This is a genomic window from Pseudomonas sp. ADAK18 (genome assembly GCF_012935695.1).
In the GTDB taxonomy this organism is placed as follows: Bacteria; Pseudomonadota; Gammaproteobacteria; order Pseudomonadales; family Pseudomonadaceae; genus Aquipseudomonas.
Window position 1 is genome coordinate 4536705 of record NZ_CP052859.1, and the last position, 18031, is coordinate 4554735.

The 18031-nt window shown below is 59.5% G+C and carries 17 protein-coding genes; 3 read left to right on the forward strand and 14 right to left on the reverse strand.

Annotated features, from left to right (window positions below):
• Positions 1–7 precede the first annotated feature (7 nt).
• Complete coding sequence (locus HKK55_RS20500) at positions 8–280, forward strand: HPr family phosphocarrier protein (protein WP_169356339.1); 273 nt, start codon at positions 8–10, stop codon at positions 278–280.
• Between the two features lie 55 nt (positions 281–335).
• On the opposite strand, the gene HKK55_RS20505 is transcribed toward HKK55_RS20500, so the two are convergent.
• The 6 genes from HKK55_RS20505 to pmbA all read right to left on the reverse strand — a co-directional run bounded on the left by HKK55_RS20505 (position 336) and on the right by pmbA (position 5601).
• Positions 336–1229 carry a ZIP family metal transporter gene (locus tag HKK55_RS20505; RefSeq protein ID WP_169356340.1) on the reverse strand — a complete coding sequence of 298 codons (894 nt, stop codon included), beginning with the start codon at positions 1227–1229 and terminating at the stop codon, positions 336–338.
• Positions 1230–1261: 32 nt separating this feature from the next.
• Complete coding sequence (locus tag HKK55_RS20510) at positions 1262–1873, reverse strand: superoxide dismutase (protein ID WP_169356341.1); 612 nt, start codon at positions 1871–1873, stop codon at positions 1262–1264.
• 1 nt (position 1874) lies between these two features.
• Positions 1875–2318 (reverse strand): hypothetical protein, encoded by a 444-nt coding sequence (locus HKK55_RS20515; protein ID WP_169356342.1) that lies wholly within the window; start codon positions 2316–2318, stop codon positions 1875–1877.
• A 27-nt stretch (positions 2319–2345) separates the two neighbouring features.
• Positions 2346–3722 (reverse strand): lyase family protein, encoded by a 1377-nt coding sequence (locus HKK55_RS20520; protein ID WP_169356343.1) that lies wholly within the window; start codon positions 3720–3722, stop codon positions 2346–2348.
• Positions 3715–4110, reverse strand: coding sequence for a FagA protein (locus HKK55_RS20525; RefSeq protein ID WP_169356344.1), 396 nt, complete (start codon positions 4108–4110; stop codon positions 3715–3717). Before HKK55_RS20525 ends, HKK55_RS20520 begins: the two co-directional genes overlap by 8 nt.
• A 144-nt stretch (positions 4111–4254) precedes the next feature.
• A complete protein-coding gene (pmbA, locus tag HKK55_RS20530) occupies positions 4255–5601 on the reverse strand; it encodes a metalloprotease PmbA (RefSeq protein ID WP_169356345.1) in 1347 nt (448 codons plus the stop codon).
• Between the two features lie 108 nt (positions 5602–5709).
• On the opposite strand from pmbA, the gene yjgA reads away from it, so the two are divergent.
• Complete coding sequence (yjgA, locus tag HKK55_RS20535) at positions 5710–6231, forward strand: ribosome biogenesis factor YjgA (RefSeq protein ID WP_169356346.1); 522 nt, start codon at positions 5710–5712, stop codon at positions 6229–6231.
• A gap of 45 nt (positions 6232–6276) precedes the next feature.
• Here the strand turns inward: yjgA and tldD are convergent, their stop codons facing one another.
• The 8 genes from tldD to mreB all read right to left on the reverse strand — a co-directional run bounded on the left by tldD (position 6277) and on the right by mreB (position 17531).
• Positions 6277–7719 carry a metalloprotease TldD gene (gene tldD / locus HKK55_RS20540; protein ID WP_169356347.1) on the reverse strand — a complete coding sequence of 481 codons (1443 nt, stop codon included), beginning with the start codon at positions 7717–7719 and terminating at the stop codon, positions 6277–6279.
• 16 nt (positions 7720–7735) lie between these two features.
• Positions 7736–8584, reverse strand: a complete 849-nt coding sequence (locus HKK55_RS20545; protein ID WP_169356348.1) for a carbon-nitrogen hydrolase family protein — start codon at positions 8582–8584, stop codon at positions 7736–7738.
• Between the two features lie 98 nt (positions 8585–8682).
• Positions 8683–12498 (reverse strand): YhdP family protein, encoded by a 3816-nt coding sequence (locus tag HKK55_RS20550; RefSeq protein WP_169356349.1) that lies wholly within the window; start codon positions 12496–12498, stop codon positions 8683–8685.
• Positions 12499–12573: 75 nt separating this feature from the next.
• Positions 12574–14031 (reverse strand): ribonuclease G, encoded by a 1458-nt coding sequence (gene rng / locus HKK55_RS20555; protein ID WP_169356350.1) that lies wholly within the window; start codon positions 14029–14031, stop codon positions 12574–12576.
• A 70-nt stretch (positions 14032–14101) separates the two neighbouring features.
• A complete protein-coding gene (locus tag HKK55_RS20560) occupies positions 14102–14698 on the reverse strand; it encodes a nucleoside triphosphate pyrophosphatase (protein ID WP_169356351.1) in 597 nt (198 codons plus the stop codon).
• Positions 14699–14749: 51 nt separating this feature from the next.
• Positions 14750–15238: a rod shape-determining protein MreD gene (gene mreD / locus HKK55_RS20565; protein WP_155583511.1), complete on the reverse strand. Its 489-nt coding sequence runs from the start codon at positions 15236–15238 to the stop codon at positions 14750–14752.
• Positions 15238–16353: a rod shape-determining protein MreC gene (gene mreC, locus HKK55_RS20570; protein ID WP_169357912.1), complete on the reverse strand. Its 1116-nt coding sequence runs from the start codon at positions 16351–16353 to the stop codon at positions 15238–15240. The genes mreD and mreC overlap by 1 nt, the downstream gene beginning before the upstream one ends.
• A 140-nt stretch (positions 16354–16493) precedes the next feature.
• Positions 16494–17531, reverse strand: coding sequence for a rod shape-determining protein MreB (mreB, locus tag HKK55_RS20575; RefSeq protein ID WP_002555108.1), 1038 nt, complete (start codon positions 17529–17531; stop codon positions 16494–16496).
• Between the two features lie 210 nt (positions 17532–17741).
• Between mreB and gatC the strand changes: the two genes are divergently transcribed.
• Positions 17742–18029, forward strand: coding sequence for an Asp-tRNA(Asn)/Glu-tRNA(Gln) amidotransferase subunit GatC (gene gatC, locus HKK55_RS20580; RefSeq protein WP_032860102.1), 288 nt, complete (start codon positions 17742–17744; stop codon positions 18027–18029).
• Positions 18030–18031 lie beyond the last annotated feature (2 nt).

Sequence of the window (18031 nt, forward strand, 5' to 3'; positions counted from 1 at the left end):
CCCCGCGATGCCCGCTCTGGAAATTGAAATCATCAACAAGTTGGGCTTGCATGCCCGGGCCTCAGCCAAGTTTGTCGGCGTTGCAGGGCAGTTTCCTTGCCAGATCAGGGCCGGGCGCACTCCGGAATCCATGGTTGATGGCAAAAGCATCATGGCCATGATGATGCTGGCTGCCGGCAAGGGCACCAAGATCCACTTGAAAACGGAAGGCGAGCAAGAGAATGAAGCGATGGCGGCTCTGGTAAAGCTGATCAATGACTACTTTGACGAGGGTGAGTAAGCCCTCTCTTGACCTGTGATCGTTCCCGCCGACGGGAACGATCAATGGAAGCGCCCTACCCCAGCGCCGTATCCATCACCATCATCAAACAAAACCCGACACACAATCCCAAGCTAGCCAGCTTGTCGTGGCCATTACGCCGCGACTCGGGTATCACTTCGTGCGTCACTACCAGCAACATCGCGCCTGCTGCCAACGCCAACCCCAAGGGCAGCAGCACTTGCGCCAGGCTCACCAGCCAGGCACACAACACGGCAAACACCGGCTCGACCAATCCGGACGCAGCACCGATCAGGAACGCCTTGATCCGCGACATCCCCGCACCCGCCAGCACCAACGCAATCACCAGCCCTTCCGGCACATCCTGCAGCGCGATGCCCATGGCCAGACTATCTGCGTCAGGCATGCCGCCACCCGCCGACACTCCGACCGCCATTCCTTCGGGAATGTTATGGGCAATGATGGCAAACACAAACAACCAGATACGCGGCGGGATAACCGAGTGCTCCGGCGTGCCCACCAGCATTTCCGGACTGGCACCGGAGACTTTGCGATCCACCAGAAACAGCCCGAACGCCCCCAGCATGATGCCGAAACTGATCAGCCCGCTGGCCGACCAAGACGATAAACCAAGACTTTCGGCTGCGGCAATACCGGGCACAATCAGCGAAAACGCCGTCGCCGCCAACATCACCCCGGCACCAAAACCGAGCAACGTATCACTCACCGCCAGTGGCATCCGGCGAATCACCAACACTGGCACCGCCCCCAAAGCCGTTCCCAGGGCACAGATGGCCCCACCTTGCAGGGCCCGCAAAATACGCGGTTCCAGATCCAGCCAGGCCAGCCCTTGAGCCACCAGCAATGCAGTTCCTGCCAGCAGCAACAGCGAGCCAAACGCATAACGGAACATTCGCACGCTGCTAATCGCCAGTGTTTCAGTGCCCATAGTCGGCCTTAGATCTTGTTATAAAAAGGGTGTCAGGCGAGCGCAGCGCGGTACCGCTCGGCGACTTCTGGCCAGTTAATGACGCTGTAGAACGCGTTGATGTATTCCGGACGGCGGTTCTGGTACAGCAGGTAATAGGCGTGCTCCCAGACGTCCAGACCGAGAATTGGCGTATTGCCGCTCATTAGCGGGCTGTCTTGATTGCCGCTGCTTTCTACCACCAAGGTCTTTTGCGGGGTCACGCTCAGCCAGGCCCAGCCACTGCCAAAGCGGGTCAATGCGGCTTTGGTGAACGCCTCCTTGAAACTGTCGAAGCCACCCAACTGTTCATCAATAGCCTTGCCCAACGCACCGTCCGGCTTGCCTCCGCCCTTGGGCGACATGACTGCCCAGAACAACGAGTGGTTGGCATGACCTCCGCCCTGATTGATCACCGCTGCACGCAGTTTTTCCGGCAGTTGCTGGACGCTGGACACCAGTTTCTCCACCGGCCAACCCGCCCACTCGGTGCCTTCAACAGCCGCGTTCAGGTTATTGATGTAGGTCTGATGGTGCTTGGTGTAGTGAATCTCCATGGTTTGCGCATCGATATGCGGCTCCAGGGCGTCATAGGCGTAGGGCAAGGCAGGCAAGGTGTAGGTCATATCAATGTGCTCCATAGTGAGGACTGTTGCGGGTCGGCGCATCCGGTTGCGCCGCGTGACTGCCCAGCAAACGATAGGTACGGGGGTACTCGCCGTGATCGCTGATGAAATTCAACAGTTCAACGTAGGTTTTGCTGCTCTGACGCAGAGCCGCCTCTCGAAGGAGCGGGTTCAGGCGGACGTCCTGCATGGTCTGCAGCAGGCGCTGGTGAATGGCGCAGAGGTATTCCGCGCTTTCTTCCGGCTGATTCAAGCGTAGGTGCAAGTCTGCGAGGTTGTGATGGGAAATGACGCAAGCCGCCACTGCTTCGTCGGCATCCGCCCAGCGCTCAAACAACACCTGGGCCAAGGCCAAGGCCTGCAGGTAGTGCTCGCGAGCGTCCACCAGCTCGCCTTGCATAAAACAGCGATTAGCCCTTTCGATCGTGCGTTTCCAGTGCTCCATGGTGAGCCTCCAAAGCAGGGTCGGTGATTACACGCCGCCCGCCGTGAGCTTTTCCGGATCCAAGAGGATTTCCAGTTGGCTGCGGGACAAGTCCGTGTGTTCAAGCGCGACATCAATCACCGGACGACCTTGCTGATAGGCCTTCTTGGCGATCTCAGCGGCCTTTTGGTAACCAATGATCGGGTTGAGTGCGGTGACCAGGATCGGGTTTCGCGACAGCGCCTCCTTGAGCTTGGCCTCGTTGACCTTGAAGCTGGCGATTGCCTTGTCCGCCAGCAGGCGGCTGGAGTTGGCCAGCAGCTCCAGGCTACTGAGCAAGTTCTGGGCAATGATCGGAAGCATGACGTTCAGTTCGAAGTTGCCGGATTGGCCGGCGATGGTGATCACCGAGTCATTTCCGATCACTTGCGCCGCAACCATCGCAGTGGCCTCCGGAATCACCGGATTGACCTTGCCCGGCATGATCGAAGAACCGGGTTGCAAGCCTTCCAGCTCGATTTCACCGAGGCCGGCCAGCGGACCGGAGTTCATCCAGCGCAGATCGTTGGCAATCTTCATCAAGGACACGGCGATGGCTTTCAGTTGACCAGACACGGCGACGGCGGTGTCCTGAGAACCAATCAGGGCAAACAGGTTTTTGCCGGGCGTAAATCTCACCTCGGTCAAACGACTGAGCTGCTGGCTGAAACGCACAGCAAATTCCGGATGCGCGTTGATCCCGGTTCCTACCGCCGTGCCACCCTGGGCCAGGGCGTGCAGGCTCGGTAGCAAGTCTTGCAGGTGACCGATATTGGCCTTGAGTTGCTGCGCCCAGCCATTGAGCACCTGGCTCATGCGTACGGGCATGGCGTCCATCAGGTGGGTACGACCGGTCTTGATAAACGGATGAACCTCCTGCGCTTTGCGCTCGATCACCTGCACCAGGTGCAGCAATGCCGGCAGTGTTTGCTCATGCAGCACCAGCGCCGCGCTGACGTGAATCGTGGTCGGGATGATGTCGTTGCTGCTTTGCCCGCAGTTCACGTGGTCATTGGGATTGACCGGCTCGCCCAGCAGACGGCTGGCGAGCGTCGCGATGACTTCGTTGGCGTTCATGTTGGAGCTGGTGCCAGAACCGGTCTGGAAAATATCCACCGGAAAGTGCTGCATGAAGTCGCCTTCCAGCAACCCCAGGGCGGCATCGACGATGGCCTTGCCTTGGGCTTCGCTCAACTGCTTCAGCTCGACGTTGGCCTTGGCCGCGGCAGCTTTGGCGAGGATTAGGGCACGAATGAATGGCGCCGGCATGCGCTGGTGACTGATGGGAAAGTTATTCACTGCGCGCTGTGTTTGCGCGCCATACAAGGCTTCGGCCGGTACTTGTAGTTCACCCATGCTGTCGCGTTCGATACGGGTATTACTCATCGGGAAATCCTTGCATCAAGTCAGAAAAGGAAATGGAAGGCAGCAACTCACAGGTCGCCAGTTGCCAGGCAAAAGTCTGCCAGCGCTTGAGGCGGCAGGCACAGTGGGATAGTTTTTCCAGGTCGCGCAGGGGGCGCCAGGCCTGATCCATGCACATGGATCGCCAGTGCCAAGGCAGCGCTGTATCGGCAGCGGTATCCAGAAGCAGACGGAATGAGGTTTCGGCGATGGTCCAAGGATGGGTCGCCGTACAGCAGGCCAGATACCGACCTTCAGCCAGGTAATGTTCGATCAGGCGCGGCTCATCAGGATCGAGACCGCAGCGAATCTGACGACTCATCCAGCGCCAGCTTTCCAGGTAGGGATCCTCATGCAGGACAGAACTCATGATCCACGCTCATCCGGTAATGATATTTATTATTAAATGATGTTGAGAATCAAAACAAGAGTCTGAGCAAAACCCTCGAAATTGCAGCCACAAAAAAGGCGCGCCACCCAATGGGTGGCGCGCCTTTTTTACAGCGTTGACGGATTAGCTACCGGCGACCGTCATCTTCTCGATCAGCACTGAACCGGTGCGGATGTTGCTGCGCAGCTCAAGGTCATTACCCACTGCAACAATCTGCTTGAACATATCGCGCATATTGCCGGCGATGGTCACTTCCTGGACGGCGAACTGAATTTCGCCGTTTTCCACCCAAAAACCTGCCGCGCCTCGGGAGTAATCACCGGTGACCATATTCAGGCCCTGCCCCATCAGTTCGGTAACCAACAAGCCGCGCCCCATACGCCGCAACAGCGCCGCCTGGTCTTCTTCACCATGCGTCACGAACAGGTTGTGCACGCCACCGGAGTTGGCAGTGCTCGGCAGGCCGAGTTTGCGGCCGGCATAGGTGCCCAGTACGTAGGACACCAACTCACCGTTCTCGACGAACGGCTTGGCATAGGTCGCCAGGCCATCCCCGTCGAACGCCGAACTGCCCATGGCACGCATCAAATGCGGGCGCTCATCAATAGTCATCCACTCAGGGAACAGCTTCTGACCCATCGCCCCTTCCAGGAACGAGGATTTGCGGTACAGGTTCCCGCCGGAAATAGCCCCCAGAAAACTGCCGAACAATCCACCAGCCAGCTCTGCCGAAAACAGCACCGGGACTTCGCAGGTCGGCACCGGACGCGCACCCAAGCGGCTCGCCGCACGTTGCGCAGCGCGCTGACCGATGCTCACCGGATCAGCCAGCAATTCGCCCTGACGGCTTACGTCATACCAATAATCGCGCTGCATCTGGCCATTGGCCTCGGCAATCATCACGCAGCTCAAGCTGTGGCGAGTAGAGGCATAACCACCGACAAAGCCATGACTGTTGCCATACACGCGGCAGCCCTGATGGGTACTCAAGGTGGTGCCATCGGCATTTTTGATTCGGCTGTCAGCGTCAAACGCTGCCGCTTCACAGGTCAGCGCCTGTTCGATAGCCTGCTCCGGGGTGATGTCCCAGGCATGGAACAAATCAAAGTCCTTCAAATCCTTGGCCATCAAGGCTTTATCAGCCAACCCCGAGCTTTCGTCTTCAGAGGTGTGCTTGGCAATGGCCAGTGCTGCGGCAACGGTCTCGCGAATCGCTTCCGGGCCGCTGGCGGATGTGCTGGCCGAGCCTTTGCGCTGGCCCACGTACAAGGTGATGCCAAACCCTTGGTCACGGTTGAATTCAACGGTTTCCACTTCTCGCTGGCGCACCGACGTCGACAGCCCTTGCTCCAGGGACACCGCCACTTCACAGGCGCTGGCCCCCTGGCGCTTGGCCTCGGCAAGGATCTGCTCGACTTGTTCCTGCAGTGCCGGTAACGCTTGCGGACCGACGCTTTGGGCTGCACTCATGGTTTTCTCCACTCAAATTCTGCTTTCGGTTAAGGCCTTCGAGCGACCGGGCCGGACAAGCGGCCCCCGACTGGTTATCATGGCGGCGTTTCTTTGCGGACTGCCACCATGGTTGATTCTTACGACGACTCCCTCGATGGGGAGAAAAGCAAAACCCAGGTCAAACGCGAGCTGCATGCTCTGGTTGACCTCGGCGAGCGCCTTACAACGCTCAAGCCTGACTTGCTGGCAAAACTGCCCTTGACCGACGCTATGCGCCGGGCCTTGGCCGATGCGCCCAAGCACACCGCGAATATCGCGCGTAAACGGCACATCATGTTTATCGGCAAGTTGATGCGCGATCAGGACACTGACGCCATTCTGACGTTGCTCGATCAAATGGATGCCTCCACGCGCCAGTACAACGAACGGTTTCACAATCTGGAACGCTGGCGTGACCGCTTGATCGCGGGCGACGACGCCGTTCTGGAGAAGTTCGTCCTGGACTACCCGGATGCCGACCGCCAGCAACTGCGCTCCCTGATCCGTCAGGCCCAGCACGAACTGGCGCAGAACAAGCCACCGGCCACCAGCCGTAAAATGTTCAAGTACATCCGTGAGCTGGACGAGACTCAACGCGGCCTGCGCTGATCCTCTTCCCCGGGTGGCGGCCTTCGCCACCCGAAGCTCCCGTTCTTACGACCCCGTGCCACCCACGGTGATCGCATCAATTTTCAAGGTTGGCTGGCCGACACCCACCGGTACCGACTGTCCATCTTTCCCGCACGTCCCCACACCACTGTCCAGCGCCAGGTCGTTACCGACCATCGACACCTTGCTCATGGCTTCCGGGCCGTTACCGATCAGTGTTGCCCCTTTGACCGGCGCGGTAATCTTGCCGTCTTCGATCAAATACGCCTCGCTGGTGGAAAACACGAACTTGCCACTGGTGATGTCTACCTGCCCGCCGCCGAGGTTGGCGCAGTAGATACCGCGTTTCACCGACGCGATGATTTCGGCGGGATCACTTTCACCACCCAGCATGTAAGTGTTAGTCATACGCGGCATTGGCAGGTGCGCGTAAGACTCACGACGACCGTTGCCGGTACGGGCCACGCCCATCAGGCGGGCGTTGAGTTTGTCTTGCATGTAGCCCTTGAGCACACCGTTTTCGATCAGGGTCGTGCATTCGGTAGGCGTGCCTTCGTCATCGACGCTCAACGAGCCACGACGCCCGGCCAACGTGCCGTCATCGACAATGGTGCAGAGTTTTGAGGCAACCATTTCGCCCATGCGACCGCTGTAAGCCGAACTGCCCTTGCGGTTGAAGTCGCCTTCCAGGCCGTGGCCCACCGCCTCATGCAGCAGAACCCCGGACCAACCCGAGCCCAACACCACCGGCAAGGTACCCGCCGGGGCCGGAATCGCTTCCAGGTTGACCAATGCCTGGCGCAGTGCCTCACGGGCATAGCCCATGGCGCGGTCTTCAGTCAGGAAATAACAGTAATCGGTACGCCCGCCACCGCCATGGCCGCCGCGCTCGCGACGGCCGTTTTGCTCAACGATCACGCTGACGTTAAAGCGCACCAATGGCCGCACGTCCGCTGCCAGGCCGCCGTCAGTGGAGGCCACCAGGATTCGCTCCCAGACGCCGGCCATACTCACGGTGACTTGCTGGATACGTGGGTCCAGGGCGCGGGTTGCCGCATCCACACGCTTGAGCAGCTCGACCTTTTCGGCACGGCTGATCACTTCCAGTGGGTTATCCGGCGCATACAACTGGGCCACATCCTGAGTGCTGAACGCCTGCACCGTACCGTTTTGCCCGGCACGGGAGATCGAACGAGCCGCTCGGGCGGCCAAACCCAGCGCCTCGAGGGTGATGGCATTGCTGTAGGCAAAACCGGTTTTTTCACCGGATTGCGCCCGCACACCCACCCCTTGGTCCAGGTTGAAACTGCCTTCCTTGACGATGCCGTCCTCCAGGGCCCAGGACTCGGAGATCTGCCCCTGGAAGTACAAATCGGCGGCGTCGATACCCGGCCCGGCCAAATCGCCCAGCACGGTTTGCAAGCTTTCAATGGTCACGCCACCGGGCGCCAGGAGGTGTTCACTGACTGAGGACAACAACTCGCTCATAGGTTTGGCCTTAAATTCATCGTTCTGAAGCAGGTCGCTGCGCGCCCTGCGAGAAAAAACGCCGATGGTTCACCACCGGCATGCGCGCCCGTATCGACGCCTGTTCACTGCTATCGCGTTCGGCCAGCAACACCGCTTCGCCTTGATCCTGTTGTGTCAGCACTCGCCCCCAGGGGTCGACAATCGCCGCGTGGCCGAAAGTTTCCCGTGGCCCCGGATGCACGCCGCCTTGAGCGGCCGCCAGCAAGTAGCACTGGGTTTCGATGGCCCTGGCACGAATCAACACGTCCCAATGTGCAGCCCCGGTCACCGCCGTAAACGCGGACGGTGCGGTAATCAATTCAGCCCCGGCAGCACGCAATTCGCTGTACAGCTCCGGGAAACGCAAGTCGTAACAAACCGTCAGCCCCAAACGGCCCACGGGGGTATCCGCCACCACCACCTGGCTACCGTAAGCATAGTCATCGGATTCCCGATAACGACCCCGGGCATCAGCCACGTCGACATCAAACAAATGCAGCTTGTCGTAACGGGCGACGATTTCACCGTGTTCATTGATCAACAACGAGCAGGCATTGGACTTGGCCGTCGACTGCCCCTCGGGCGGCAACGGCAAAGTGCCGGCTACTATCCATAAGGTGAGGTCGCGGGCGGTCTGTTTCAACCAGGGCAGGATCGGGCCTTCGCCCAAGGCCTCGGCACGGCCGATATCGGCGACGTCACGACGGCCCATGGCGGCGAAGTTCTCCGGCAGGACCGCCAGCCGAGCACCGCCGGCGGCGGCCTGTTCAAGCAGACGACGTGCCTGGGCCAGGTTGGCCAGCACGTCGCTTTGGCTGACCATTTGAATGACTGCGATGGACATGACGGGCTCCGGTATTCGAGACGGATAGACCATGACACTATAAGGGCGGTCCTGCGGACCGCATCGCAGCCTCGTGCCTCGGCAGCGGCTACAGAACCTTATCGTGACTTTTCAAATGGCTTGTCGAAGGTGATTTTCGGGTCCTTCCAAGGGCCTTGCACCGTGTATTGCACGCTGGCGAAACGAGAAACCCGGTCACCAATCAGCTTGTCGATCAGAAACAATGCCCCACCAATAGCCGGCGCCCCAACAATCAGTGCCGCAATCGGCAGGTTGTTGGTCACCGGCAAGGTCACCAGCAGCTTGGCATCGACCCGATCAGCCACCAGGTCCAGGGTACCGTTAATCTCCAGATTGGTGGATGGCCCGGTCATGGTGATTGGCTCACGGGTGACAAACACGCCGTTACTGGCCGCCAGCAACCCCTTGACCCGGTCATAACTCAAACCCTTGCCGAGCAAGTCGGAAAAGTCCAGACGCAGGCGTCGGCCAATGGAGTTGAAGTTCAGCAGACCAAACACCCGCAGGGCCTGGGCCCCACCTTCCACTTCAACGAACTGGCCTTTGCGGAAACTGGCGTCCAGGCTGCCGGAGAAGCGCTTGGGCCCGACCCAGGCCGGCGAACCCGGCCAGCGTCCGTCCACATCCAGGTGGAAATCCTCGCTGGTCACGGTCGGGGCAAAACCCCAGCCCTTGAGCACATCAGCAATGTTCTTGCCGTCCAGGCGCCCTTTGTACCAGCTGCTGCTGGCGCCCGGCGCACCTTCCCAGCCACCGGCACCTTTCAATTGCATGCCCTTGAGACCCAGGTCGAGGCTATTGAAAGCCATGCCCTTGGCCGTCGGCCGCACCTTCAGCGACCAGGCACCAATCAAGTCTGGCCCCTGGAACAATTGATCAATGGCGATATCCAGTGCCGGGATCTGCTTGGGATCCACATCTGCCAGCGGATCTGGCGCATTTTCATCGGCCTGCACCGACGGGTCGACCGCCGGCAACTTCACGTACTGCAAGTTGACCGCAATCGGTGCGCCTTTGGCATCCGGCAACCCCACAGTGCCTTTGGCTTGCTGGCTGTCGAGTTGCAAAGCCCAGGCTGCGGGCTTGCGATCCAACAGCAACGTTACCTGATCGAACTGAGTGCCAAAACCGGTCAGCTTGTCGACCTTGAAGTTCGCACCGCTCAACAGTTGCTTGGCACTGCCGCCCGGGTCATTGCTGGCATAACGATCCGCCAGCTTTTTCCAAGGGTCGATATCCAGCTCTGACAATACGCCGCGAATGCGCAAACCTTTGGCGCTTGGCAGCAGCGCATCGCCGTCACCCAGAAACAGTTCACCGCGACCGTCGGCGAAATTGTCCGCCGGGGCGGCAAAGGTAAAGTTGGCCAGCTCGCCATAATCAAACCAGTAACGCCGTTCCTTGCCCTGCAAGGTCATACGGAACACGGTGTCGCGCCCCTGGCTGGCGGGCATGCCGAACGGTGCCGGCAGATCAACCACCACGCCCTTGAGGTTAGAGCTGACCATCAACTGACTGTCGGCGCCGTCCAGGTTCAATTGAAGTTGGTAAGGGATATCGCCTGAGACCGGCAATGGCTGGCTGACCTTGAGCCAGTCAGTCAGCTTCTTGACCGCCACCTGCCCCTTGGCCGTGACCCGGGTGTTGAGATTGCCAGGTTTGCCATCGGCAAAAATCTGCGCCGTGATCGGCCGGTCAAACGCCTGGGCGCTGATCTTCTGACCGCTGAGGCCCTTGGCACTGTCGAAGCGGAAGTCACCCTTGAGCTGACTCAAGTCCAGCGCGGGCTCGGCCAACTGTAGCCGTGCCTTATCAGTCTTGAAGTCCACTACGATCTTTGGCTCAGTGTTCTTGGCCAAAGGAACATCCAGGTCCAGACTCCCTTGCAAATCGCCCTCGCCTTTCCAGCCGGCAAACGTCGATGCCGTACCAATCGGCGCTTCCTGAAGAATTTTAAGACCGTCGCCCAAGCCGCCGGCAAAGCCACCGGTCAGCAACAGATGACTGTCCTGCCCGCTGGGCGCGTGAGGGATATTGACGTAGATGTCCTTGACCTTGGTGTCGAGCAACTGGCCCTTGCTGGCCAGGATGCGCACGCCGGTCTCTTCGACAAACACTTCACCCGCAACCTTGCTGACATGCGGCCAGCCTGGCTGGAACGCCAACTCGGCGTCGTGCACCTTGAAAAACAGGCTGATATTGCGCGCAGCCGTCGGTGCGTCGTGGTTCAGCGACCCCTGATACTGGAAGAAACCTTGATCCACAGCACCCTTGAGAACCGCCGTACGCAGCCATTCGTCCAACGCCGGGCTCAAGACCGCCGGCAGGTATTTGGAAGTAAAACGTCCATCGCCATCGACCATGCCGACTCGCAGGTCCATGTAGTCTTCCTGGCTATGGTCAAAATGCAGGCGAATCAGGAAGTCGGCAGCGACCTTGCCCTCTTCTCCAAGTACCTTGATGTACGGCGCGATCAGGGTGAAGCCTTCTTTATCCAGCTTCCAGGTCAGTCGTGCGTTGGCCTGGATGTACTGCCAGGGCTTAGCGAAAATCGGGAACAGGTGCAGTGAAAAATCCTTGCTGTCCATGCGTAGTTCGCCATGACCCAAATCGCCGCTGATGCTGCCGCTGACATTGCGAGCTGCCGGCGCGCCGAAATAGGCGTCGAAGCCGATCCGATCGAGGTTGGCGGCAAAACTCACTTTCTGGTCAGTGGTGTCCTGGGGACGATAATCCGCCATTACATTGCGCAAGGTCCCGGTCGCCTTCAGGTGTTCGACCGCCGTGGCAACGCCTTCCGGCAGGGGTGCCAGGGCATTGAGCAAAGGCGTGATGGGCGTCAGGTCCAGACGATCCGCCTGCAGGTTCCAGACTTCCTGAGCATCGCCCGTGACCAACGTCTGCTGCAATTGCAGGCGCGACTCCCAACGAGTCTCCCCCAGGTTCATCGCCAAGGAGTCGAAGAGCACCTTGAGACCACCGTCATTACGCTGCACATAGGCAGTCAGTGCCAGGTTCTCGATATGCGCCGGCCTGCGGTCGGCATAGCTGACGCGCAGTTGCGGGGCATTGAGGCGCACGACAGCGCTTTGCACCGTGCCTTGGCCCCAGTTCAGCCAGAACTCGCCACCGGCCTTGAGTTCACTGAGCTTCCATTGCTGGGTCAGTTTTGCCGGGATCCAGCGAGCCCAGTCACTCTGGGGCAGGCTCAGGTAAGCCTGAACCTCTGCGTACTTCCACTGGTCGGCCCTGATCCGGGTGCGCAGGTTCAGTGCCAGGGGCTGGCCATCCGGCAAGGTCAACCGCGCATCGAGGCGTTGACGAGAGGCACCGGTTTGCAGGTTCACGCCGACATAAGTAAGGGTGACTGGCGCCTGGCCGAACGGCTGCAAGGTCACTTGGCTATCGAGCAGCGACAGCTCCGATACCGTTTGCATGCGTGTGAACAGCTGCTGCGGATCCAGCGGTTGGTCATCCTGCACCGGCAAGCCTTGCAGCGCCCAATGGCCGTCCTTGTCCTCTTTGGCGCTGACCTGCAAGCCACTGACCTCCAGGTGCGCAATACGCACGTCCCACGCCAGCAGGCTGGCCCAGACATCCGGCACCACTTGCACCTGGTCCAGGCGCAGCGCACTGCTGCCTTCTCCGACCATCACATCGTGAGCCAGCAACACCGGCGCAAAGCCACTCCAGCGCCCTTCCAGGCTGCCAATGCTCAAGGGCATATCCAAAGCGGCCCGCGCCTTGGCTTCGATTTCGCCCCGGTATTCCGCCACCAACGGCGTCAACTCACGGCCCAGGCTGACGTAGACCGCAGCCAGAACCAGCAGCAAGGCACACAGGCCAAGGCCCCAGCGGGTCAATGCGGCAAAAAAGCGTATCAGACGCTCCATGTCAGGCGACCCTCAAGACGGTAATCGGACGGCAGATCAAGGCCTGCCCGTCTCGTTGGAAAAAACATACGCGAATCAGAGCAGCACCACGTCGTATTGTTCCTGTGAATACATGGTTTCAACCTGGAAGCGAATCGTGCGGCCAATGAACCCTTCCAGCTCTGCCACATTGCCTGACTCTTCATCCAGCAGTCGGTCGACCACTTTTTGATTGGCCAGCACCCTATAGCCTTCGGCCTGATAGGCGCGGGCCTCTCGGAGAATTTCCCGGAAAATTTCGTAGCACACCGTTTCCGGGGTCTTCAGCTTTCCACGGCCCTGGCAACTGCTGCAGGGCTCGCACAACACTTGCTCGAGACTTTCGCGGGTGCGCTTGCGGGTCATCTGCACCAGGCCCAACTCGGTGATCCCGATAATGTTGGTCTTGGCGTGGTCGCGCTCCAACTGCTTCTCGAGGGTGCGCAACACCTGGCGTTGGTGCTCTTCATCCTCCATGTCGATGAAGTCGATGATGATGATCCCGCCCAGATTGCGCAGACGCAGTTGACGGGCAATCGCTGTGGCGGCCTCGAGGTTGGTCTTGAAGATGGTTTCTTCGAGGTTGCGATGGCCGACAAAGGCCCCCGTGTTGACGTCGATGGTGCTCATCGCTTCCGCCGGGTCTACCACCAGGTAGCCGCCAGACTTGAGCGGCACTTTGCGCTCCAGGGCCTTCTGGATTTCGTCCTCGACGCCATACAGGTCGAAGATCGGGCGCTCACCAGGGTAATGTTCCAGGCGGTCGGCAATTTCCGGCATCAGCTCGGCAACAAATTGCGTGGTGCGCTGGAAGGTTTCCCGCGAGTCGATGCGAATTTTCTCGATTTTGGGGCTGACCAGGTCGCGCAATGTGCGCAGGGCCAAACCCAGGTCTTCATAGATAACGCTCGGTGCGCTAATGGTTTTGATCTGCGCGTCGATCTGATCCCACAAGCGTCGCAGGTAGCGGATGTCCATGAGGATTTCATCCGCCCCTGCGCCTTCGGCCGCGGTGCGCAAGATGAAACCACCAGCCTCCTTGATGCCCTCAAGGGCCACGCAATCGCTGACTACCTTTTTCAGGCGCTCACGTTCGGCTTCGTCTTCGATCTTCAGGGAAATGCCAACGTGAGCCGTACGCGGCATGTACACCAGGTAGCGGGAAGGAATCGACAACTGGGTCGTCAGCCGCGCGCCCTTGGAGCCAATCGGGTCCTTGGTGACTTGCACCACCAGGCTTTGCCCTTCGTGCACCAGAGCACTGATGCTTTCGACGGCCGGGCCTTCGCGCAGGGAGATTTCCGAGGCATGGATAAACGCGGCGCGGTCCAGACCGATGTCGACAAACGCCGCCTGCATGCCCGGCAATACCCGCACTACCTTGCCTTTATAGATATTGCCGACGATCCCGCGCTTCTGGGTGCGCTCGACATGCACTTCTTGCAAAACACCGTTTTCTACCACCGCCACGCGTGATTCCATCGGCGTGATATTGATCAGAATCTCTTCACTCATGGCTGGGTCTCGTTCAGGCGTTTTCACAATAGTGACCGATCGCTTAAGGCTTGGCGCTGAAATACGGCGTTTAGCGCACGGTAAGGTTTTGCCAACAGGGTATGCCGAATTGGCCCAGCAGTTCCGCGGTTTCGCACACAGGCAGGCCGACAACGGCGGAGTAGCTGCCATTGAGCCCGGCTACAAACACCGCGCCCAGCCCTTGGATAGCATAGCCGCCCGCCTTGTCTTGGGGTTCGCCGCTGTGCCAGTAAGTGGTGGCTTCGTCTGCCGATATCTTGCGAAACCGCACGCGACTGCTCACCAGCCGCGTTTCGCAACGCTGGCCGTCAAGCAGTGCGATGGCAGTAAGGACTTCATGTTCACGATCAGAAAGGGCCAGCAACATGGCCAGGGCGTCGGCCTGATCCAGCGGCTTGCCGAGGATCTGGCCGTCGAGGATCACGGCGGTGTCGGCGCCCAGTACACAGGCCTCCGAAGTATCCGACAACGCTGCACGCCCCGCCGCCGCCTTGCCACGGGCAAGGCGTTCGACGTAGGACACCGCAGATTCATCTGTCAGGGGAGTTTCATCAATGGCAGCGCCGACCACGGTGAAAGGCACGCCGATCTGGGTCAGCAGCTCACGCCGCCGGGGGGATCCGGAGGCCAGATAAAGCAAATTCATTCCAGACTCTCCCTGTGGGGTTTGATAACCAGGCAGAGCCTCGAGATCCATTCAATTGATTTTGTAGCGGCGACGCAACCCACGCAGGCCAAAGCTGATCCAGGGCCACAGTAACGCACTGACCAGTGCCGGCAGAACCAGCGCCAGTGTCGGCTGGCGATTACCGGTCAAGGCACTGAGCCACAGCTGTACCAACTGAGCCAGGCCGAATATCACTAGGATCACCAGACACTGCTGCCACATCGGGAACATGCGTAAACGCTGCTGCAGCGACAGTACCAGAAAGGTAATCAACGTCAGGATCAACGCATTCTGACCGAGCAAGGTGCCGTACAGCACATCCTCAGCCAACCCCAGGCACATCGCGGTGACCATGCCGACCTTGTGGGGCAGCGTCAGGGACCAGAACGCCAGCAACAACGCCAGCCACAGCGGGCGCAGTATCTCCATGAACTGCGGCAACGGCGAAACGCTGAGCAGCAAGCCAATGGCGAAGGTCAGCCAGACGATCCAGCCATTACGCGAATGGGTACCGGCCATTATTCCTCCCTCTGCCGAGTGGTTGCCGGGGCCGCCACCGGTGGTTTAGTGGCGGCAGGCGCTGCTGCAGGTGGCTTGGCGGCAGCAGGAGTCACAGGCTTGGCGGGGCGTGCACTGTGGGCAATGGGCTTGACGGGTGTGGCCACCGGCGCGACAGGCGCTGCCGGTACCGCAACAGGTGCAACGGCTGGAACCGGTTTGGGCACGGTTGCCGGAATAATTGGCGTGGTGCCGTTTTGCTTGTCTTCCGCTTCCTGGGCCTGGGCGGCTTCGTTGGCGCGCTCTTCCGGAGTGCGGTTATCGCTGAACACCAGCAGCAGGTAACGGCTACGGTTCAAGGCGGCGGTCGGCACAGCACGGACGATGGCGAATGGCTGGCCGGAATCGTGGATCACTTCCTTGACCGTCGCCACCGGGTAACCCGCCGGGAACCGTTGACCCAGGCCAGAACTGACCAACAGGTCGCCTTCCTTGATATCAGCAGTGTCCGCTACATGGCGTAGTTCCAGGCGTTCAGGATTGCCAGTACCGCTGGCAATCGCCCGCAAACCGTTGCGGTTGACCTGCACCGGAATGCTGTGGGTGGTGTCGGTGAGCAACAGGACGCGGGAGGTATACGGCATCAACTCCACCACCTGGCCCATCAGGCCGCGGGCATCGAGCACCGGCTGGCCCAGGACCACGCCATCGCGCTCACCCTTGTTGATGATGATGCGGTGGGTGAAGGGGTTGGGGTCCATGCCAATCAACTCGGCCACTTCGACCTTCTCGTTGACCAACGCGGAAGAATTGAGCAACTCGCGCAGCCGAACGTTCTGCTCAGTGAGGGCCGCCAGCTTTTGCATGCGCCCCTGCAGCAGCAGGTTTTCGGTCTTGAGTTTTTCGTTTTCGGCGACCAGCTCGGTACGGCTGCCAAACTGGCTGGCCACACCTTGCCATAGCCGTTGCGGCAGGTCAGTGATCCAGTAGGACTGCATCAGTACCAGCGACATCTGGCTACGCACTGGCTTGAGCAGTGTGAAGCGGGCATCGACCACCATCAGCGCGACCGATAGCACGACCAGCACCAACAGGCGCACGCCCAATGAGGGGCCTTTGGCGAAAAGCGGTTTAATAAGCCGCTCCTCCCAGGCAAATGTTTTCTTTATTCATACGGCATCAAACCGGCCTGGATGCAGATTGAAGAAGATAAACGCCAACAGGCAGCACTGCAAAGTGCTGCCTGTGAGCGAAACATGGACGAACCAGCAAAATCTTATTCGCTGGAAAGCAGGTCCATAGTGTGTTTATCCATCATTTCCAGTGCACGACCACCGCCACGAGCAACGCAGGTCAGCGGGTCTTCGGCGACGATCACCGGCAGACCGGTTTCCTGGGCCAGCAACTTGTCGAGGTCGCGCAGCAAGGCGCCACCACCGGTCAGTACCAGGCCACGCTCGGCGATATCGGAAGCCAGTTCCGGCGGCGATTGCTCCAGGGCGCTTTTCACAGCCTGAACGATGGTGGCCAGGGACTCTTGCAGAGCTTCCAGCACTTCATTGGAGTTCAGAGTGAAGGCACGCGGAACGCCTTCGGCCAGGTTGCGACCGCGAACATCAACTTCGCGAACTTCGCCGCCTGGGTAAGCAGTACCGATTTCCTGCTTGATGCGCTCGGCGGTAGATTCGCCGATCAGGCTGCCGTAGTTACGACGCACATAAGTGATGATCGCTTCGTCGAAGCGGTCGCCGCCTACACGCACGGATTCGGCATACACCACACCGTTCAGGGAAATCAGGGCGATTTCAGTGGTACCACCACCGATATCCACCACCATCGAACCGCGCGCTTCTTCAACCGGCAGGCCGGCACCGATCGCAGCAGCCATTGGCTCTTCGATCAGGAACACTTCACGGGCACCGGCACCAAGGGCCGATTCACGGATGGCACGACGCTCCACCTGGGTGGACTTGCACGGAACGCAGATCAGCACACGAGGGCTGGGCTGCAGAAAACTGTTTTCGTGAACCTTGTTGATAAAGTACTGCAGCATCTTCTCGCAGACGCTGAAGTCGGCAATCACACCATCCTTCATCGGACGAATGGCAGCAATGTTGCCCGGCGTTCGGCCAAGCATGCGTTTGGCCTCGGTGCCAACGGCAACGACACTTTTCTGATTACCATGGGTCCGAATAGCCACAACCGATGGCTCATTCAGGACGATACCGCGCTCGCGCACGTAAATAAGGGTGTTGGCAGTGCCCAGGTCGATGGAAAGATCGCTGGAAAACATGCCACGCAGTTTCTTGAACATGGGAAAGGGACCCTAGGCAACGCGTGGGTAAAAAAGTGCGGCAAACTCTAACAACGACAGGGATTTTGGGCAAGGCGCCAATATGTTAAATTGACCGACTTTCTGTGCACCAACCCCCACAATCGCGGCCTTATGACCGTAGAAATGCGGTAGTGTTCCGACAATCTAACACACGGATAGCTTCCGTTCTGTTTTCCACTGGAGAATCCCATGGCGCTTGAACGCTCCGACGTGGAAAAAATCGCTCATTTGGCCTGCCTTGGCCTCAATGAAGCCGATCTTCCACAGACCACCGCAGCCCTGAACAGCATTCTCGGGCTGGTCGACCAAATGCAGGCCGTGAATACCGACGGCATCGAGCCCCTGGCTCACCCACTGGAAGCCAGCCAGCGCCTGCGCGCGGACGTCGTGACCGAACGCAATCATCGCGAGGCCTACCAGTCCATCGCACCAGCGGTCGAAAACGGCCTGTACCTGGTTCCGAAAGTCATCGACTAAAG